Here is an 18074-nt window from a genome sequence, read left to right on the forward strand (position 1 = left end):
CGTAAAGCTGCGGCGCGCTTTGCGAATCACCGGCTTTCTTCACTCTCGTATATAGGTTTTTTGAACCCACTTCCCAATGGCAACCCCCCAAAACAAGGCATAAAACAGGGGATTATGACGCTTTTCCGTCGCCTTTGCCGCTATTTTCGAGAAGAGCCGATAGCCGGCCTATCTCGGCGCTGTCAAGGCTGCGGATTCGGCGCGCCAGCCGGTTGGCAAATTCGGTATATTCGGGGGGCAGGCCGGAGGTGTCGATCACGACGCGCGGGTCCGAAGAACGGGCGAGCAGGAACAGTTCCTCAGCCTCATCCCAGATGATGTTGAAATAACCGGCGATGCGCTGCAGCAGATCGAATGTCGGCAGCCCACGCTTTCCATGTTCGAGCGCCGAGAGATAGGCAGGAGAGACATTCAGGGCTTCCGCCATTTCCTTCTGCGAGACGCCCTTGCGCGCTCTCAGCCTGCGAACCGCCTCTCCGAAGGGTGTCATGGCCTTTCCCCATGCCGCCGCGACAGGCGAATGTAGAGCGCGCCCTCACCGCCATGATGCTGTGCGGCCGGCTCATAGGAGGAGATCAGGTAGCGGAATTCCGGCTTCGAGAACCAGAGAGGCACAGCCCGCTTCAGCGCGCCCTCGCTGCCCATTGAGCTGCCCTTGCCCGTAATGACCAGCACATGTCGCATGCCGCGCTCATGGGCGCGGATCAGGAAATCGAGAAGGATGGCATGGGCCTCGCTCTGCACCAGCCCGTGCAGGTCGATCCGCGCTTCGAGCGCCAGCCGGCCCTTGGCGATTTTACGCTTGACCGGTTTTTCCAGCGGATGATGTACCCGGGCCGATGGCTTGGCCGTCGACGGTGCTGGCGGCTGCAGCGGCGTTGGCGTGGCGGGCGTCTGCTTTTCTTGTTCCCGTTCGGCCGCCGCTTCGGCTTCGGCAAGAAAGGCATCGAGTTCGGTCAACGCCCCCGCCTTGCCGGGCATCGGCCGCGTGCTGCGGGCGACCTTTCCCCAGAGGATCCTCTCATCCGCGCTCAGCTTGCGATCCCTGGCCATCAGTCGAATCTTCCGGCGGCGGCATTGGGAATGAGAATGGCGAAATCGGCGTCGTTGCGGACGGTGCCGGCACGTTCCCCGGCCATGTCCCCCGAGCCGGTGAAGATATCACCCCGCGCCGGCCCGACGATCGCCGAGCCGGTATCGAGCGCCAGCATCAGCCGGCGGAACGGCCGGCCTTGGTCGAGATGGGTGAGGCTTTCGGCGCGAATGAAAAAGGGAAAGCCGAAGGTATGGATCATTCGGTCGACAGCAAGCGCGCGCCCGGCGAGAAGCGGCACCTTGGCGGCCGCGATCGGACCTGCCTGCGGATCGGCCACCGGCGCATCACGGAAGAAAACATAAGAGTGGTTATGCCATAACACTTCGTCGACGCGCTCGGGATTGCGCGCCAGCCAGGCACGGATCGCCTGCATCGAAATCTCCGCCCGATCGATCTCGCCGCGCTCGATCAGCAGCTTGCCGATCGCCGAGAAGGGATGGCCGGCTTTCGCCGCATAGGTGATGCGGCCGATACGACCATCCTCATAACGCAAGCGGGCGGCACCTTGCACATGCACGAAGAAGACATCGACCTTCGACTTCGCCCAGGCGATTTCGAGGCCACGGCCTTCGAGAAACCCCTGATCGATGGCGCGGCGGTCCGGATAAGCAGTGACGTGGCCCTCATGCAGACGGCCGAAAGCGTAGGCCTTGTCGAGCTCGGCGGGGCGATTGGCATCGTCGAGATCGATCAGATCGTCCGGACGCCGATAGAAAGGAAAACGGAAAATTTCGTCCGGCCGCTCCGACACGTCGATATCGGGTTCGTAGAAAGCGGTGACGAAGCCGGAATTGCCGTCCTTGCGGCGGATCAGAAAGGGCCGACAATGCGTCTCGAAAAAACTTCGCGCCGACGCCGGAGATGACGGCGTGAAATCTTCGGCGGCAGCGAGAAGCGGAAGCAGGTCTTCCGAACTCAGGCCCAGCGATCCGGTGCGGTATGGTTTGACATCGGTGATCTGCCGTCGGCAGCTTCGCATGACTTCAAAAAGGCCGGAGGGATCGTCATCCTTCCAGCCTTCCAGAGTGTCGAAGCTTATGGCCTGCAGGACGAAGTCCAATGCGTGGTCACTCATGTTCCGATTCGGTCGCCACGAGTTTCCAGTTCGGATCGCGCGAGCGGGTGTCGCGGGCAAAAGTCCAGAGGTCGTTGACCTCGGCGACGTTTTCGGCGTCGCCTTCAATCAGCACATCCGTCTTGTCGTAGGTGGCCGATATCAGCTGGCTGACGATGCGCACGGTGATCTGCGCTTCGCTGCCCTTCGTCTCCGCATGGGTGATTTCGGCCTTATCGATGCCGACGAAGGTGGACTTCACCTTCTCGCCCCGGGCATCGCGCTCGCCAATCGCCGCATCGAAGCCGTCATAGACTTCGCGCGACAGCAAGTTCTTCAGCGTTTTCCGGTCGCCATCGGCATAGGCCATGACGATCATCTCGTAAGCCATGCGGGCGCCGTTCAGAAACTCCTTCGGGCTGAAGGCGGGATCAGCCTTGTTCAGCGCGCGTAGCGATTCGTTAAGCGGCGTTCCGGGTGCGGCGATAGCATCGATGGCAGCGAAGCGATCCTCATCCTCCGTCGTCGCATCGCGACGCGGCAGCGTCACGACCTTGCCGGCATCGGCGGCTTCGGCCGGAGCCGCATCCCGCGGCGTATAGAGATCGCGCGGCGGCTTCTCATTTCCTGTGCGGCGTCCGAGCACGGAGCGGAGCTGAAAGAAAATCAGCACAGCCGCCACCAGGAAAAACAATGTGATGAAGTCGTTCGAACTCATATCGTATCGCAGCCGCCGTTAACATCTCTGATTTGTACTCCCATATAGTCTGCCTATACAGATGATTCAAATGATGGCTGGCATCTTCGCCGGCGCCAAGAGGAGACCGGTGAGCCCGGGACATGACCGACATGCGTTTTTCGATCCTGCCAGCTTTCATTCTGCTGTTGCCGCTCGCCGAAATTGCCGGTTTCGTCGTCGTCGGCCGGGCGATCGGATTGTGGCTGACGCTCGCGCTCGTCATGCTGGGTTTCGCTCTCGGCGTGGTTCTGCTGCGCCGGCAGGGCATTGGCATTTTGCGCCAAATGTCGAGCGAAGGACGAAATGGGGTGATGCCGGGCCGCGACCTGCTGCGGCCGGCGATGAACGTCATTGCCTCGCTGCTCCTGATCATTCCCGGCTTCCTCACAGATATCATCGCGATCCTCATTCTCATTCCGCCGGTGCGCGATCTCGTCTGGCGGGCGATCGCCAAACGCTTCGTCGTCGTTAATGCCAAGGGCGGCTCTTCCTCTGGCCCGCAGCCCGATTTCCGCGACCGCAAGCCGAACTCGAAGGTGGTCGATCTCGACGAGGAGGACTATCATAGGGAGCCGGATCGCAACTCGCCGTGGTCCGGCAAGCATATCGGCGACTGAGGCACTGCGGCTGATCAACCGCGCCAATCGCCCAGGGTTGTAAGCCCTTCCCTGAAATGTTAGATGGCGGCACCATTCCCATGCCCCTCGAGGAAAAGCCAATGGCAGACGATAACAACAGCAACGGTGCGGCCAACCCCACCCTTTCGATCCTTGCGCAATATACCAAGGATCTGTCCTTCGAAAATCCGGGTGCGCCGCGTTCGCTGCAGGCCCGCGACAAGGCGCCGACGATCAACATCAATGTGAACGTCAACGCCAACCCGCTTTCCGATACGGATTTCGATGTCGTGCTGTCGCTGAATGCCGAAGCCAAGGACGGCGACAAGACGGTTTTCCATGCCGAACTCACCTATGGCGGCGTTTTCCGCGTTGCCGGTTTCCCGCAGGAACACATGCTGCCGGTTCTCTTCATCGAGTGCCCGCGGATGCTCTTCCCCTTCGCTCGTCAGATCATCGCCGACGTCACCCGCAACGGCGGTTTCCCGCCGCTGATGATCGACCCGATCGACTTCACACAGATGTTCGCTCAGCGCGTTGCCGAAGAACAGGCCCGCGCCAAGGTTCAGGCCGTTCCGAACTGACCGGATCCTTCCTGGCTGAAATGCGGATGCCCGGGCTGGTCCCGGGCATTTTCAATTGAGGGCCGGCTTAATCGAGGTTGGCGTATTTCGCCCAGATGCTTTTTTCACCGAGCTTGGCGACGAGCGCCTCATGCGCCTGCTCCTCGGTTTGGCTGAGGCGCGGGGCGAGCGGCCGGGGCCGCTCAAGCACGGCGGCAATTACCACATCGTCTTCCATCGCCATGTCACCGCGATCTGCCCGGTTGGATTTGCCGACCATGCCGAGGCCGAGGGCTGCCTGTCTGCCGCCGATCATCTCGATATAAACTTCGGCAAGCAGTTCGGAGTCGAGCAGCGCGCCGTGTTTGGTGCGGTGCGAATTATCGATGCCGTAGCGCCGGCAAAGCGCATCCAGCGAATTTGGCCCCATCGGATGTTTGCGCCGCGCCATCGACAGGGTATCGAGCACCCGTTCCGGCAGGATCGGCGGCAAACCGATCCGCGCGAGTTCCGCGTTGATGAAGCCCATATCGAAGGTGGCGTTGTGGGCGATCCACTTCGCATCGCCGAAGAAGGTGAGGATTTGTTCGGCCACGTCGGCGAAAGGCTGCTTGTCCTTCAGGAATTCATCGGTGATGCCGTGCACGGCGAGCGCATCCGGATGAACTTTCTGATCTCCAGGATTGATGAAGATATGGATCGTATTGCCTGTGGGGAAATGATTGAAGAGTTCGATGCCGCCGATTTCGATGATGCGGTCGGCGCGGTTGTCGAGGCCGGTTGTTTCCGTATCGAAGATGATCTCACGCATTCCGGAAATCTCCCTTGGCAATCCGCGTTTTCAGGTCGGCGACGATTTCAAGCACTCGTTCCCTCGTCGTCGCGATACTGTGACTGGTATCGACCAGATAATCGGACCGCCGCCGTTTTTCGGCGTCCGGCGTCTGGCGGGAGAGAATCATCTCGAATTTTTCCTCGGTCATGTCTTCGCGCGCAAGCACCCTTTGGCGCTGAATCTGTGGATCAGTGCTGACGACGACGATTACATCTACTCTTGCCTCGGCGCCGGTTTCGAAAAGTAATGGAATATCGAGCAATACCATGTCGGCGCCGGCGGCGCGTTGCCGCTCCAGAAATTCCGTCTCGCGTTTGCGAACCAGCGGGTGGACGATCGCTTCCAGGCGTTTGAAGCCAGCAGGATCAAGAGCGAGCTGGCGGCCGAGTTCATGCCGGTCGACTGCTCCATCCTTCATCGTGCCGGGGAAGGCAGCATTCACCAGGGGTGCAGCCTCGCCGGCATAGAGATCATGGACCACGGCATCCGAATCATTCGCCGGGATTCCTGCATCGGCAAAGAGCTTTGCCGCCGTCGATTTTCCCATTCCGATGGAGCCGGTGAGACCAATCTTCAGCATCAGTGCGCTTCCATATCCGCGATGATGAGCGCGCGTAGCGCCGCGTCGACGATGGGACGCTGGCCGAACCATTTCTCGAATCCGGGCACGGCCTGGTGCAAGAGCATGCCGAGACCATCGACGATTGGAAATCCTTGCTCTTCCGCCTGTGCCAGGATCGGCGTCTTCAACGGCACATAAACGATATCGGTGACGACGGCATCGGCTGCAAGAGGCGAGAAATCGAGTTGCGGCGCCGCCTCGCCGTCCATGCCGAGCGAGGTGGTATTGATGAAGAGGCCGGCGCCTTTCATCACTTCGGCAAGCGCACCGGCCGGATGGGCCCGAACACGCGGGCCAAAACGATCCGCGAGTTCGTGCGCGCGTTCGACGGTGCGATTGACGACCTGGATCTCCTTAAAACCGCGATCACGGACCGCCTGGATGATCGCCCGGCTGGCGCCGCCGGCACCGAAGACGACAGCCGTGTCATGGCGGTCCCAGCCCGGATGGCGTTCGTCGAGATTGGCGATGAAGCCGCGACCGTCGGTATTCGTCGCATGCAGGGCGCCATCCTCCAGCCAGAGCGTATTCGAGGCACCGAGTTCTCGCGATAGCGCATCCGGCTTGTCGGCGAGCCGGAACGCCAATTCCTTGTGGGGAATGGTGACGTTACCTCCGGTAAAGCCGGAACTGCCATCCTTCAACGAGTGAATGAAATCGGGAAAGGCCTCGGGTGCCACTTCATGAGCGCGATAACTGCCTGGCAGGCCGAGCGTCTTCAGCCAATATCCGTGGATCAATGGCGAGCGCGAATGCTTGATGGGAAAGCCCGTGACAAATGCTTTCGGCCCGAATGTTTCACGTGAATCACCCATCGATCGCTCCCAGTTCTCGCAGTTTTTTTAGGAGCGGCAGCATCGGCAGGCCGAGAATGGTGAAATAATCACCCCGGATCTCTTCGAAAAGCTGGATGCCCTCCCCCTCCAATTGATAGGCGCCGACGCTGGAAAGCGCCCGTTCGCCAACCCGGGCCAGATGTCTGGCGATGAATTCCGCCGTCAGCGGCCGCATCGTCAGCTCGGCATGGGCGAGATGTTCCCATAAGACCACGCTATTGCTGACGATGGCGACGGCACTGTTCAACCGGTGGCTTACGCCCGAAAGGGCTTGAAGATGACTGGCCGCGTCGGCCAAGTCCTTCGGCTTATGGAAGACGCTGTCGCCGAGCGACATCGTTTGATCCGAACCGATGACCAGGGTATCCGGAAAACGACTGCTGACTTCCTCGGCCTTGGCCCTGGCCAGGACGAGGGCCACGGCGTCAGGCTTAGCGCCGGCTTTTTCCAGCGGCGCTTCGACGGCCCGTTCATCGATCCTTGCGGCATGTGCCTCGAAGGCCAGACCGGCATTTTCCATCAGCATCCGGCGAAAGGGACTCGACGATGCAAGGATGAGTTTCGGCGTCATGGGTTCCTCGGAGTGCCGGCTTTCCGTCAGCGCTTAGCGCAGCTTCGGCCGCAGGGCAACGATTGCCGCGGCCGTTTCCTCGATTGAGCGGCGGGTGACGTCGATCAGCGGCCAGTTATGGCGGGCGCAAAGCGAGCGGGCATATTTCAACTCCTCCGAAATCGCGGCACGGTCGGTATAATGTTCGCGATCGAAGCCCTGCGTCACGCCGAGCACACGATTTTCCCGCACCTGGGAAATACGGTCGGAGGTGGCGATCAGACAGACGATCAGCGGTTTGCTCGCGACGAAGAGGCTCTCCGGCAATGGCACACCATAGACGATCGGAATGTTCGCCGTCTTGATGCCTCGGTTGGCGAGGTAGATGCTGGTCGGTGTTTTCGACGTGCGGCTGATGCCGATGATCACGACATCGGCGTCGTTGTAATCGTCGGGCATCTGGCCGTCGTCGTGATCCATGGTGAAATTCAGCGCTTCGATGCGCGCGAAGTAGCCGGCATTCATCACATGCTGGGCCCCGACCCGGCGGCGCGACGGAGCGCCGAGATAGATCTGGAAGGCATTCATCACCGGCTCCAGCACATTCACCGAGGCGACGCCCATCTCGATGCAACGCTCATCGATCAGGCTTGCAAGCTCCCGGTCGACAATGGTGTAGAGCACGATGCCGGGGGCGTCATCGATCGCCTGCAGAACCGGCAGCAGCTGCTTGCGATTGCGGATCAACGGATAGACATGTTCGATCGGCTGCGCTGATCTGAATTGCGCCGACGCGGCGCGCCCGGCCGAGATCAGAGTCTCTCCCGTTGAGTCAGAAATCAGATGCAGATGGAAGAAGTTCGTTCTGTTCTCCACGCTATTTTCCGCTGCCTGTTGAAAAGACTGGATGAAACAGAGCTACGGCGGCGAGGCAGTCTCCGGCAAGGGAAAACATGTCTCCTTATCCACATTTCGGATTTTGTGGGTCGGTTATGATTGGCCCTGTGGATGATGGGGAAGAGATCTATTTCTCGAAAGCCGGTCCACAGCCTATCCACAGCTATAAGAAAAATCGCCGATCCGGAAGGATTTGGAATCATTTTCAGATTTGGCTTCTCCCCGAGATTCGGACGAGATGGACAAATCTTTCGGATGTTGTTTTGCCGGCGCGCGACAAATGGCGACGGCAGTGGATGGATTTTAATCCTTGATAGTCACCGACTCTAAGAAATAGAAACCTTTTAAAATATCTTTGATTTTTTATAGGGAAGAAGCGCTTGAGCGATACGCGCCGAAAGATCATGAGGGTTTTGAGTGGCGAGAGCCTCTCCCCTCCTCCTCTCTGGCTGATGAGACAGGCAGGACGTTATCTCCCGGAATATCGGGAGACACGGGCTAAGGCAGGGAGTTTTCTGGATCTCTGCTACACGCCTGAGCACGCCGTCGAAGTGACATTGCAGCCGATCCGCCGCTATGGCTTCGATGCGGCCATACTGTTTTCCGATATCCTGGTCATTCCCGATGCAATGAAACGGAATGTCCGGTTCACCGAGGGCCATGGCCCGGAGATGGATCCGATCGATGAAGCCGGGATCGGCAGATTGAATGGCGAAGAGGTTGTCGATTATCTCAGACCGGTTCTGGAGACGGTGCGGCGGCTGCGGGAGGAGTTGCCAGTCGAGACGACGCTGCTCGGCTTCTGCGGCGCGCCCTGGACGGTTGCGACCTACATGATTGCCGGGCACGGCACGCCGGATCAGGCCCCTGCGCGCCTCTTCGCCTACGGGCACCCCCGCGCGTTCGAGCATCTGCTGATGCTGCTTGCCGACGTATCGGCCGATTATCTCGTCGCCCAGATCGATGCCGGCGCCGATGCCGTGCAGATTTTCGATTCCTGGGCTGGCGTTCTCGGCGAAAAGGAGTTCGAGGCGTTTGCGATCAGGCCGGTTGCGCGGATGATTGCTTCGGTCAAGTCGCGCCGGCCGCATGCTCGCATCATCGCTTTTGCCAAGGGCGCCGGCTACCAGCTCAAGACTTATCGCCAGAAGACGGGTGCTGATGCGATCGGCCTCGACTGGTCGGTCCCGCTGGCGTTTGCCGCCGAACTTCAGAAAGACGGACCGGTTCAGGGCAATCTCGATCCGATGCGCGTCGTTGCCGGCGGCCGGGCGCTGGAAGAGGGCATCGACGATATTCTGCAGCATCTCGGCAATGGACCGCTGATCTTCAATCTCGGTCACGGCATTACGCCGCAGGCTGATCCCGAGCATGTACGTCTGCTGGTCGATCACGTGCGAGGCGGGCGCGTGCGAGGCGGGGCGTGACGATGGAAAAGCAGACCGATCGGAGGTCTGGCGTTTACGCCAGGCGCCGGGCTCATTTTGCGCTGGCCTTCTTCGCGTTGATGGCGGTCGGGCTTTTTGCGTTGAACCCCGATAATCTCTACCTCTGGATCAAGGCGCTGCACATCATCGCGGTCATTTCCTGGATGGCCGGACTGTTCTATATGCCGCGGCTGTTCATCTATCACACCGATGCGGAGGCCGGCTCGGTGCAATCGGAAACCTTCAAGGTGATGGAGCGTCGGCTACTTCGAATCATCATGACGCCGGCAATGATGTTGACGTGGATTTTCGGCCTCTATCTCGCCTGGTCGGTCTATGGATTCCAGGGCGGCTGGCTGCATGCCAAGATCGGTCTCGTCGTGCTGCTGACCGGTGTTCATATGTTCTTCAGCCGCGCCGTCGGAGCGTTCGAGCGGGATGAAAATCGCCGCTCGGCGCGTTATTGGCGGTTCATGAACGAGGCGCCGACGGTGCTGATGATCCTGATCGTCATCCTCGTCGTGGTGAAGCCGTTCTGAGGAAAATCGTCCTCAGGTTAAATTTGCTTCATTTTAACCAGCCCTCTTGCGGCAGCGATTGCGAGTCGCTATTTTCCGCGCATCTCATCTACGTGGCATGTGTGTAGAGTTCAGTCGTCTGCGAGCCCTTTCGCGGTACCGAATACGACCCAACATCGCCTTTCCCCTTTGAAATTGAAAAGAGTATTGGTCACTTCATGGCTGAAATGAAGCTTCAGGAACTTAAGAGTAAATCCCCGACGGATCTGCTGGCATTTGCCGAATCGCTCGAGGTCGAGAATGCAAGCACGATGCGCAAGCAGGAGCTGATGTTTGCGATCCTCAAGATGCTTGCCAGCCAGGATGTCGAAATCATCGGCGAAGGCGTCGTCGAAGTGCTGCAGGACGGTTTCGGCTTCCTGCGTTCGGCCAATGCAAACTACCTGCCGGGCCCGGACGATATTTATATCTCCCCGTCGCAGATCCGCCGTTTCTCGCTGAAAACCGGCGATACCGTCGAGGGTCCGATCCGCGGGCCGAAGGAAGGCGAGCGCTATTTCGCTCTGCTCAAAGTCAACACCATCAATTTCGACGATCCGGAAAAGATCCGTCACAAGGTTCATTTCGACAATCTGACGCCGCTCTATCCGAACGAGCGGTTCAAGATGGAACTGGATATTCCCACCACCAAGGATCTGTCGCCGCGTGTGATCGACCTCGTGGCGCCGCTCGGCAAGGGCCAGCGTGGATTGATCGTCGCGCCGCCGCGCACCGGCAAGACCGTGCTGTTGCAGAATATCGCGCATTCGATCACCGCCAACCATCCGGAGTGCTATCTGATCGTCCTGCTGATCGATGAACGCCCGGAAGAAGTAACCGACATGCAGCGCTCGGTTCGCGGCGAGGTTATCTCCTCGACCTTCGACGAACCGGCTGTGCGTCACGTGCAGGTGGCCGAGATGGTCATCGAGAAAGCCAAGCGCCTTGTCGAACACGGACGCGACGTTGTCATCCTGCTCGATTCGATCACGCGCCTGGGCCGTGCCTATAACACGGTCGTTCCCTCGTCAGGCAAGGTCCTGACCGGCGGTGTGGACGCCAACGCTCTGCAGCGGCCGAAGCGCTTCTTCGGCGCCGCGCGTAACATCGAGGAAGGCGGCTCCTTGACGATCATTGCAACTGCGCTGATCGATACCGGCAGCCGCATGGACGAAGTGATCTTCGAAGAGTTCAAGGGTACCGGCAACTCGGAAATCGTCCTCGACCGCAAGGTAGCCGACAAGCGCATCTTCCCGGCGATGGACATCCTGAAGTCCGGCACGCGCAAGGAGGATCTTCTCGTTCCACGCCAGGATCTGCAGAAGATCTTCGTGCTCCGCCGCATCCTTGCTCCGATGGGCACCACCGACGCGATCGAATTCCTTATCGACAAGCTGAAGCAGACGAAGAATAATTCCGACTTCTTCGACTCGATGAACACTTAATCCTTAGCCGGATTCACCCTATAAGAGCTGGAGGCATTGTGATGATGTCGCCAGCTTTTCTATTTGAGAGGAATCGATTTCGATTCCAATGGACCAAGCGATATGGCCATGTTGAATGATACCATATATGCGCTATCGAGCGGCGCCCTGCCTTCGGGGGTTTCAGTCATTCGGATCAGCGGTCCCCTGATCAAAGATATATTGGTGAGGCTCATCGGATCCGTGCCGACAGCCCGGAAGGCATCTTACCGGACGATTCGGGCTCGTAACGATCAGCCGATCGATAGCGGGCTGGTGCTATTTTTTCCTGCGCCGAATTCGTTTACCGGCGAGGATGTTGCCGAGCTGCAAATCCACGGCAGCAGAGCGGTGCTGGCGGCGCTGTTTCACGCACTTGGCGATATTCCAGGTGTTCGAATGGCAGTCGAGGGCGAGTTCTCCCGCCGCGCCTTTGAAAACGGCAAACTTGATCTGGTCGAGGTCGAAGGACTGGCCGACCTCATCAGCGCCGAGACTGAAATGCAGCGACGCCTTGCGGTCGAACACAGCGCAGGCGGTCTTTCCACACTTTACGGTTCGTGGGCGGAACGATTAACGCGCGCCCGAGCGTTGATCGAGGCGGAACTTGATTTCCCCGACGAGGATGACGTTCCGGGGTCGGTGTCGGATATCGTCTGGGCCGATATGGGGAAGCTTCGCGTTGATATGGAGCATCACCTGGCGGCAGCTTCGGCCGGCGAGATTATCAGGGACGGCTTCAAGGTCGTCATCGCCGGCGCTCCGAACGCTGGAAAATCGAGCCTGTTGAATGCTTTGGCTCGTCGTGATGTGGCAATCGTGACGGAGATTGCCGGAACCACGCGCGATGTCCTCCAGGTTGATCTCGATATTGATGGTTTTCTGATCAAGCTCTATGACACGGCGGGACTTCGTGAGGCGGACGACAGGGTCGAAATGGAAGGCGTGCGGCGCGCGCGTATTGCGCTTGGCGATGCCGATCTCGTCCTGATGCTGGTTGATATGACGGATCCCCAGATTCCTGACGACTTGGAGCAAGCCTCTCCACATGTTACTGTCGGGACAAAGAAGGATCTCATCGATATCGCAGCGGATCGGTATGATCTGCAGATTTCGACGGCGACGGGTGAGGGTCTGACGGAACTACGCCGGTTGATCGGCAATATTGTCGACAAACGTTTTGCCGGCCTGTCTATGGCAATCCCCAGTCGGCAACGGCATAAAGATTCGCTGACGAAATGTTTAACGGCGCTCGATGCGGCAATATCGCAGACGGATGTCAATCTCGAACTGCGGACCGAGCAGCTGCGAATTGCCGCTGAGTATTTGGGCAGAATTACTGGAAGAGTGGACGTCGAACAGCTACTCGAGGTGATCTTCTCGGAGTTTTGTATCGGCAAATGATTCACGTGAAACCCTGGGCGCCAGCTTGCGCTGGTTTCACGTGAAACGTCTGCCGGATGTGGAGTCTTGAATGACGGATAATGCCTTCGATGTGATTGTGATAGGTGGCGGCCATGCAGGCTCGGAGGCTGCCAGCGCAGCTGCGCGCCTCGGGGCGAAAACCGCTCTGATTACACATAGACGAGACACGATTGGCGTCATGTCGTGTAATCCAGCAATCGGTGGGCTTGGCAAGGGTCATCTGGTTCGGGAGATCGACGCGATGGACGGCCTGATGGGTCGTATTGCCGACGTCGCGGGCATTCAGTTCAGGATGCTGAACAAGAAGAAGGGTGCGGCGGTCCGCGGTCCGCGGACGCAGGCTGATCGAAAGCTTTATCGCTTGGCAATGCTGGCGGCGATCGAAGCGACGCCAGGCCTGGATATCATCGAAGGCGATGCGTTTGATCTGGACGTTGTTGAGGGGCGCGTCGCCGGCGTGATTATGAAGGATGGTCGAACCCTGAAAGCGCCGTCGGTGGTTTTGACCACTGGAACCTTTCTGCGGGGCCTTATTCATATCGGTTCGGAAAAGACACCAGCCGGGCGTGTTGGTGAAGCACCGTCAATCGGATTGTCTGCGACCCTCGCCCGCCTGGGACTGCGGCTGGGACGTCTGAAGACCGGAACACCAGCGCGGCTGGATGGAAAGACGATCGACTGGCAATCCATTGGTCGACAGGGGGCTGACGCGGAGCTTGTTCCGTTCTCCTTCATGACCGACGCGATCACCACGCCACAAATCGAATGCGGGGTCACCAGGACGACCGAAGCGACCCACCGCATCATTGTCGACAACATTATGCGCTCGGCAATGTATTCCGGGCAGATCGAAGGCGTCGGGCCTCGTTATTGCCCGTCAATCGAAGACAAGCTGGTGAAATTCGGAGAGCGGGATGGACATCAGGTCTTTCTCGAACCGGAGGGACTGGACGATGACACGGTTTATCCGAACGGGATTTCTACCTCCCTACCGGCGGAGGTGCAGTCAGACTTCATCAAAACCATTCCGGGGCTTGAAGCGGCCAGAATACTGCAACCGGGCTATGCGATCGAATATGATCATGTCGATCCGAGAGAGCTGACTCCATCGCTGGAGGTCAAACGGTTGGGGGGCCTGTTTCTCGCCGGTCAGATCAATGGGACCACCGGATATGAAGAAGCAGCCGCCCAAGGTCTGGCAGCCGGGTTGAATGCTGCATTGCGAAGCAGCGATTCGGATCCGTTCCATTTTAGTCGAACGAGCTCCTACATCGGTGTCATGATTGACGATCTCACCTCACGTGGCGTTACGGAACCGTATCGAATGTTTACATCCCGGGCGGAATATCGGCTGACTTTACGGGCTGACAATGCCGACATGCGATTGACGCCGTTGGCCATGCGGCTTGGATGCGTGCGCGGCGAGCGCGTGCAGCGGTTCACGTCCTATCAGGCCGAAATTGAAAGTGGCCGAGCGCTGCTGCGGTCGCTGACGGTTACGCCGAACGAGGCCCGCCGCGCCGGCTTGAATATTAATCTCGATGGGCAGCGCCGAACTGCCTATGATTTGTTGTCCTATCCGAATTACGATCTGGCCGCGCTCCGGCATGTTTGGCCGGAGGCGCTTGACGCGATCGGGCCGAAAGTCGCGGAAGCGTTGGAAATCGAGGCCGGGTATTCGGTTTATCTGGATCGACAAGCCATGGCGATTGCTGATCAGCAACGCGACGAAGACCGGCAGATACCGCTAGATTTCAATTATGACGTACTCTCCGGTCTTTCGAACGAGCTCAAGGCAAAACTCAGCGCTGCTCGACCTTTCAGCATCGCCCAGGCCGCAATTGTTGAAGGGATGACGCCCGCAGCAATCGCATTGCTGCTTGTGCACTTGCGTCGCCTACCCGCCCCCGCTCGTCATAGCGCCTGATTACAAGATTTGAGAGTCTTTCGGAATGGAATTAAACGGTTTGCGTGTTTCACGTGAAACACAGGAACGGCTGCAACACTTTGCCGCGCTGTTTCAGAAGTGGGCGAAAGCAATTAATCTGGTGGCGCCGTCGACACTCGATGACCTTTGGCACCGGCACATCGCCGATAGCATCCAAATCTTTCAGATTCATCCGCAGCCTGTTACCTGGGTTGACCTCGGTAGCGGAGGTGGCTTTCCCGGCGTTATTACCGCAATTTTTCTGGCCGAGCTGCAAGGTGGATGGGTCCATCTGGTCGAAAGCAGCCATAAGAAGGCAGCGTTTCTGCGCACGGCGCTGCGGGAGACAAATGCGCGCGGCAGCGTGCATAGTATTCGAATCGAAGATGCTTATCCGGTGGTTGGCGAATGCGGTGCGATTTCAGCGCGTGCGCTTACCGATCTTGAGGGGCTAATCGGATATTCGGCCCCTTGGATGCTTGGCAAGGAATATTGTCGTGGCTTTTTTCATAAAGGCCGGGATTACCGGAAGGAAATCGACAAAGCACGTGGTCGGTGGGAATTCGATCTGGTAGAACATAAGAGCGCCGTCGGGCAGGAATCTGTTATTTTAGAAGTATCAAATCTCCGGCGCTTGGTTTAACAGATCGGATATTGCGGCAATGGCTGGCGAACGACATCGGATTATCACCATCGCAAATCAGAAGGGTGGCGTTGGCAAGACGACCACAGCAATCAATCTGGCAACAGCGCTTGCTGCCATTGGCGAGCGCGTCTTGATCGTCGATCTCGACCCGCAGGGTAATGCCAGCACTGGCCTTGGTATCGATCGTCGTGATCGCAAACTCTCTTCCTACGATCTGATGGTTGGAGATCGCGGCATCCCCGAAGTGACTCTCGAGACAGCGGTTCCGAATCTCTTTATCGTCCCGTCGACGATGGATTTGCTTGGCATCGAGATGGAGATCTCGCAGCAAAGCGATCGGGTCTTCAAATTGCGGAAAGCCTTGTCTTCGCCGGAAGCCATGGCATTTTCCTATATTCTTCTGGACTGCCCACCGTCGTTCAATCTGCTGACGATGAATGCCATGGCGGCGGCGCATTCGGTTTTGGTGCCATTGCAATGTGAATTCTTTGCGCTGGAGGGATTGAGCCAGCTGCTTGAGACCGTCAGCCAGGTTCGGCGAACGGTTAATCCGCGTCTGGATATTCAAGGGATCGTCTTGACGATGTTCGATGCGCGCAACAATCTTGCCCAGCAGGTGGTCAATGACGTGCGCACGCATCTCGGGGAAAAGGTTTACCACACGTTAATTCCGCGCAACGTCCGGGTTTCTGAGGCGCCGTCGTACGGCAAGCCGGCTATTCTCTATGATTTGAAGTGCGCGGGCAGCCAGGCCTACCTGCAGTTGGCCTCCGAGGTCATCCAACGGGAGCGGCAAAGACTGGCCGCGTGATATCATTTTAGGCGTGTAGGTGAGTGTAGATCATGAATGACGATGTATCGAAGAGGCGATTGGGCCGCGGCCTTGCGGCGCTGATTGGTGAAATGGATCAGCCTGTCCCGGTGGAAGCCGAGCGGACTATCAGTGCCGACAGAATGATCCCGATCGAGTTCGTCAGCCGTAACCCTCGTAACCCTCGTCGTTTCTTCGATGACACAGAGCTCCACGATCTCGCAAGTTCGATTCGTCAACATGGTATCGTTCAGCCAATTGTTGTGCGGACGATGTCGCGCGATCGATATGAAATCATCGCCGGCGAGCGACGTTGGCGCGCAGCTCAGCTTGCGGGTCTGATCGAGATTCCTGTCATTGTCCGTGATGTGGATGACAAGACGGCGCTGGAAATCGCCATCGTCGAAAACGTGCAGCGCGCGGATCTCAATGCCCTGGAAGAGGCGTTGGGTTATGAGCAGCTTATTGCGGAATATGGTTACACTCAGAACGACCTTGGAGAAATCATTGGTAAAAGCCGCAGCCACGTTGCCAATTCCTTGCGCTTGCTGAAGCTGCCGGATCCGGTTCGCGATTTGCTTGCCGCTGGGAGCCTTTCGGCCGGGCACGCGCGCGCACTGGTTTCGACATCTGACCCGGCAAGTCTTGCCCGTACGATCGTTGCCAAGGGCATGTCAGTGCGTGATGCGGAGAAGCTCGCACAAAACAATATCAAGGCCCAATCGGAACCACAGCAGCCAGCTTTGCGGCGAGATCAGAAGGACTCCGACACGCTGGCGCTGGAACGGACACTTTCCGATGCGCTCGGCCTTGATGTTGCGATCAATCACAAGGCAAGCGGCGGTCAGATCAAAATTTCCTATAAGTCACTGGAGCAGCTCGAGGAAGTCTGCCGCTTGCTCGAGAGGCGTTAAAGCGTCGTGCGTCCCTTTAGGCGCACAAAGGACGCTCTCACTCGTTGCTAGTCAGGCGGATTTCCGGCCGGATTGAAGGGTGGTGGATAGGAGCGTTTGCATCGCAACGCTGTCCTCCAGCACTTGTCGCCGTCTGCTTTGCAAGATAGCGGCCTGCAGCCGGTTGGATTCTCGGGCGATGCTTTCGGCGGTCCACTGGCGCAGTGCCTGTTCGATGATCGGCTTGCGGCGAAAATGCAAATGCCGCCCCATCGTCTGCATGATTTGAGGCGGCTGCAGCCGTCTTTCATCCATTTCGGCGCGCATCGAATCCAGAAGCTGGAATTGTTTCAGGCATGCCTGGAGAACCAGAAAGATCGCCGTTTTCGAGCTGCTGATCTTTTGCATGGTATGTAGAAATGCACTGAGATCACCGCCGAGAATGGCGTCGACGGCGTCGTCGACCGAAATGGCGCTGGCGTCGCCGATTATTTCGGTCACGTGATGTTCTTCGACCGTATCGAAGCCGCGGCAGTAAAGCGCGAGCTTGCGCACCTCGTTTCGCGAAGCGATCCGATCGCCCCCGATCAACGCGATTAGCGCTTGGCGCGCCGCCGGCGTAATGCCGAGCTTCTCTGCGCTAAGTTCAGTATCGATCAAGGCGTTCAAGGCGCGGGTGTCGTCGGCGTAAGAAGGGATCGTCATGACAGATCGCGCGCCTTCCGCGGTCTTGCGCAGCGGCGAGCCCTTCTTCAGGTCGCCGGCCTCGACGATCAGATAGGCGGCTTCGAGTGGCTTTTCGGCCAGAAGTGCCAGGGAATCGACGAGGTACTTCTCGTTGGCGGCGCCGCGGATCCAGATCAGTTTCTCACCGCCGAACAACCCGATCGACTGGACCTCGTCGACCAACCGCCCGGGATCCTTCTGCAGGTCGCCGACATCGAGTTTGGTCAGCGAGAAAGGATCATCGAGCGCTACGCCGCTCTTGCCGGCGAGCAAGCCTGCTCGTTCGGAAACAAGGCCGCGATCCGGCCCGTAGATGACGAAAATACGATAGTTCCGTGCCGATTTCTGCAGGAAGGTCTCGAATTCGTGGGATTTTATCTCGGCCACATC

20 protein-coding genes are annotated in these 18074 nt (G+C 58.4%); 10 read left to right on the forward strand and 10 right to left on the reverse strand.

Translation table 11 applies throughout. The annotated features are described in order from the left end of the window. Positions 1–112: 112 nt before the first annotated feature. The 4 genes from ACS4RR_RS02560 to ACS4RR_RS02575 are packed head-to-tail and all read right to left on the reverse strand — an operon-like array spanning position 113 to position 2868. Complete coding sequence (locus tag ACS4RR_RS02560; RefSeq protein WP_017966000.1) at positions 113–490, reverse strand: helix-turn-helix domain-containing protein; 378 nt, start codon at positions 488–490, stop codon at positions 113–115. Beyond that, positions 487–1053: a Smr/MutS family protein gene (locus ACS4RR_RS02565; RefSeq protein WP_017966001.1), complete on the reverse strand. Its 567-nt coding sequence runs from the start codon at positions 1051–1053 to the stop codon at positions 487–489. Before ACS4RR_RS02565 ends, ACS4RR_RS02560 begins: the two co-directional genes overlap by 4 nt. Continuing rightward, positions 1053–2171, reverse strand: a complete 1119-nt coding sequence (gene mltA / locus ACS4RR_RS02570; protein WP_260109740.1) for a murein transglycosylase A — start codon at positions 2169–2171, stop codon at positions 1053–1055. The genes ACS4RR_RS02565 and mltA overlap by 1 nt, the downstream gene beginning before the upstream one ends. Then, entirely contained in the window at positions 2164–2868 is a 705-nt protein-coding gene (locus tag ACS4RR_RS02575; RefSeq protein ID WP_017966003.1) for a Tim44/TimA family putative adaptor protein, read from the reverse strand. The genes mltA and ACS4RR_RS02575 overlap by 8 nt, the downstream gene beginning before the upstream one ends. 131 nt (positions 2869–2999) lie before the next feature. Here ACS4RR_RS02575 and ACS4RR_RS02580 point away from each other — a divergent pair, with 131 nt between their 5' ends. Both ACS4RR_RS02580 and secB read left to right on the forward strand, forming a co-directional pair. Continuing rightward, on the forward strand, positions 3000–3506 hold the full coding sequence (locus tag ACS4RR_RS02580) for an FxsA family protein (RefSeq protein WP_032985381.1): 507 nt from the start codon (positions 3000–3002) through the stop codon (positions 3504–3506). Positions 3507–3607: 101 nt separating this feature from the next. Continuing rightward, positions 3608–4090 carry a protein-export chaperone SecB gene (gene secB / locus ACS4RR_RS02585; RefSeq protein ID WP_003544086.1) on the forward strand — a complete coding sequence of 161 codons (483 nt, stop codon included), beginning with the start codon at positions 3608–3610 and terminating at the stop codon, positions 4088–4090. A 67-nt stretch (positions 4091–4157) separates the two neighbouring features. Here the strand turns inward: secB and dnaQ are convergent, their stop codons facing one another. The 5 genes from dnaQ to ACS4RR_RS02610 are packed head-to-tail and all read right to left on the reverse strand — an operon-like array spanning position 4158 to position 7788. Next, entirely contained in the window at positions 4158–4880 is a 723-nt protein-coding gene (gene dnaQ / locus ACS4RR_RS02590; protein WP_017966005.1) for a DNA polymerase III subunit epsilon, read from the reverse strand. Next, the gene (gene coaE, locus ACS4RR_RS02595) at positions 4873–5484 is read right to left on the reverse strand and encodes a dephospho-CoA kinase (protein ID WP_456189679.1); all 612 of its coding nucleotides are present in this window, start codon (positions 5482–5484) and stop codon (positions 4873–4875) included. Before coaE ends, dnaQ begins: the two co-directional genes overlap by 8 nt. Further along, a complete protein-coding gene (locus ACS4RR_RS02600; protein ID WP_260109738.1) occupies positions 5484–6341 on the reverse strand; it encodes a shikimate dehydrogenase in 858 nt (285 codons plus the stop codon). The genes coaE and ACS4RR_RS02600 overlap by 1 nt, the downstream gene beginning before the upstream one ends. Further along, positions 6334–6933 carry a Maf-like protein gene (locus ACS4RR_RS02605; RefSeq protein ID WP_260297426.1) on the reverse strand — a complete coding sequence of 200 codons (600 nt, stop codon included), beginning with the start codon at positions 6931–6933 and terminating at the stop codon, positions 6334–6336. The genes ACS4RR_RS02600 and ACS4RR_RS02605 overlap by 8 nt, the downstream gene beginning before the upstream one ends. Before the next feature lie 33 nt (positions 6934–6966). Beyond that, the gene (locus tag ACS4RR_RS02610) at positions 6967–7788 is read right to left on the reverse strand and encodes a pyruvate, water dikinase regulatory protein (RefSeq protein ID WP_260297425.1); all 822 of its coding nucleotides are present in this window, start codon (positions 7786–7788) and stop codon (positions 6967–6969) included. A gap of 401 nt (positions 7789–8189) precedes the next feature. Between ACS4RR_RS02610 and hemE the strand changes: the two genes are divergently transcribed. The 8 genes from hemE (at position 8190) to ACS4RR_RS02650 (ending at position 16979) form a co-directional block, all read left to right on the forward strand. After that, positions 8190–9236: a uroporphyrinogen decarboxylase gene (gene hemE, locus ACS4RR_RS02615; RefSeq protein WP_222384321.1), complete on the forward strand. Its 1047-nt coding sequence runs from the start codon at positions 8190–8192 to the stop codon at positions 9234–9236. Between the two features lie 2 nt (positions 9237–9238). Continuing rightward, entirely contained in the window at positions 9239–9775 is a 537-nt protein-coding gene (gene hemJ, locus ACS4RR_RS02620; protein WP_222384322.1) for a protoporphyrinogen oxidase HemJ, read from the forward strand. 197 nt (positions 9776–9972) lie between these two features. Then, complete coding sequence (gene rho, locus ACS4RR_RS02625) at positions 9973–11238, forward strand: transcription termination factor Rho (protein WP_011654069.1); 1266 nt, start codon at positions 9973–9975, stop codon at positions 11236–11238. A 102-nt stretch (positions 11239–11340) separates the two neighbouring features. Beyond that, positions 11341–12660, forward strand: coding sequence for a tRNA uridine-5-carboxymethylaminomethyl(34) synthesis GTPase MnmE (gene mnmE / locus ACS4RR_RS02630; protein ID WP_456189680.1), 1320 nt, complete (start codon positions 11341–11343; stop codon positions 12658–12660). A 70-nt stretch (positions 12661–12730) separates the two neighbouring features. Next, positions 12731–14608, forward strand: a complete 1878-nt coding sequence (mnmG, locus tag ACS4RR_RS02635; protein WP_456189681.1) for a tRNA uridine-5-carboxymethylaminomethyl(34) synthesis enzyme MnmG — start codon at positions 12731–12733, stop codon at positions 14606–14608. Positions 14609–14633: 25 nt separating this feature from the next. After that, complete coding sequence (rsmG, locus tag ACS4RR_RS02640; protein ID WP_222384325.1) at positions 14634–15251, forward strand: 16S rRNA (guanine(527)-N(7))-methyltransferase RsmG; 618 nt, start codon at positions 14634–14636, stop codon at positions 15249–15251. 19 nt (positions 15252–15270) lie between these two features. Next, complete coding sequence (locus ACS4RR_RS02645; protein ID WP_017966014.1) at positions 15271–16065, forward strand: ParA family protein; 795 nt, start codon at positions 15271–15273, stop codon at positions 16063–16065. A gap of 32 nt (positions 16066–16097) precedes the next feature. Beyond that, positions 16098–16979: a ParB/RepB/Spo0J family partition protein gene (locus ACS4RR_RS02650; protein ID WP_017966015.1), complete on the forward strand. Its 882-nt coding sequence runs from the start codon at positions 16098–16100 to the stop codon at positions 16977–16979. 51 nt (positions 16980–17030) lie between these two features. Here the strand turns inward: ACS4RR_RS02650 and holA are convergent, their stop codons facing one another. Further along, on the reverse strand, positions 17031–18071 hold the full coding sequence (gene holA / locus ACS4RR_RS02655; RefSeq protein WP_260297419.1) for a DNA polymerase III subunit delta: 1041 nt from the start codon (positions 18069–18071) through the stop codon (positions 17031–17033). Positions 18072–18074: the final 3 nt, after the last annotated feature.

This window comes from Rhizobium zaerense, from assembly GCF_051810725.1.
GTDB classification, from domain to species: Bacteria; Pseudomonadota; Alphaproteobacteria; order Rhizobiales; family Rhizobiaceae; genus Rhizobium; species Rhizobium leguminosarum_I.

What these genes read in the sequence shown, in the direction of transcription:
- ACS4RR_RS02560 (WP_017966000.1), bottom strand. Translation starts at nt 490, where the DNA reads ATGACACCCTTCGGAGAGGCGGTTCGCAGGCTGAGAGCGCGCAAGGGC.
- ACS4RR_RS02565 (WP_017966001.1), bottom strand. Translation starts at nt 1,053, where the DNA reads ATGGCCAGGGATCGCAAGCTGAGCGCGGATGAGAGGATCCTCTGGGGA.
- mltA (WP_260109740.1), bottom strand. Translation starts at nt 2,171, where the DNA reads ATGAGTGACCACGCATTGGACTTCGTCCTGCAGGCCATAAGCTTCGAC.
- ACS4RR_RS02575 (WP_017966003.1), bottom strand. Translation starts at nt 2,868, where the DNA reads ATGAGTTCGAACGACTTCATCACATTGTTTTTCCTGGTGGCGGCTGTG.
- ACS4RR_RS02580 (WP_032985381.1), top strand. Translation starts at nt 3,000, where the DNA reads ATGCGTTTTTCGATCCTGCCAGCTTTCATTCTGCTGTTGCCGCTCGCC.
- secB (WP_003544086.1), top strand. Translation starts at nt 3,608, where the DNA reads ATGGCAGACGATAACAACAGCAACGGTGCGGCCAACCCCACCCTTTCG.
- dnaQ (WP_017966005.1), bottom strand. Translation starts at nt 4,880, where the DNA reads ATGCGTGAGATCATCTTCGATACGGAAACAACCGGCCTCGACAACCGC.
- coaE (WP_456189679.1), bottom strand. Translation starts at nt 5,484, where the DNA reads ATGCTGAAGATTGGTCTCACCGGCTCCATCGGAATGGGAAAATCGACG.
- ACS4RR_RS02600 (WP_260109738.1), bottom strand. Translation starts at nt 6,341, where the DNA reads ATGGGTGATTCACGTGAAACATTCGGGCCGAAAGCATTTGTCACGGGC.
- ACS4RR_RS02605 (WP_260297426.1), bottom strand. Translation starts at nt 6,933, where the DNA reads ATGACGCCGAAACTCATCCTTGCATCGTCGAGTCCCTTTCGCCGGATG.
- hemJ (WP_222384322.1), top strand. Translation starts at nt 9,239, where the DNA reads ATGGAAAAGCAGACCGATCGGAGGTCTGGCGTTTACGCCAGGCGCCGG.
- rho (WP_011654069.1), top strand. Translation starts at nt 9,973, where the DNA reads ATGGCTGAAATGAAGCTTCAGGAACTTAAGAGTAAATCCCCGACGGAT.
- mnmE (WP_456189680.1), top strand. Translation starts at nt 11,341, where the DNA reads ATGGCCATGTTGAATGATACCATATATGCGCTATCGAGCGGCGCCCTG.
- mnmG (WP_456189681.1), top strand. Translation starts at nt 12,731, where the DNA reads ATGACGGATAATGCCTTCGATGTGATTGTGATAGGTGGCGGCCATGCA.
- rsmG (WP_222384325.1), top strand. Translation starts at nt 14,634, where the DNA reads ATGGAATTAAACGGTTTGCGTGTTTCACGTGAAACACAGGAACGGCTG.
- ACS4RR_RS02645 (WP_017966014.1), top strand. Translation starts at nt 15,271, where the DNA reads ATGGCTGGCGAACGACATCGGATTATCACCATCGCAAATCAGAAGGGT.
- ACS4RR_RS02650 (WP_017966015.1), top strand. Translation starts at nt 16,098, where the DNA reads ATGAATGACGATGTATCGAAGAGGCGATTGGGCCGCGGCCTTGCGGCG.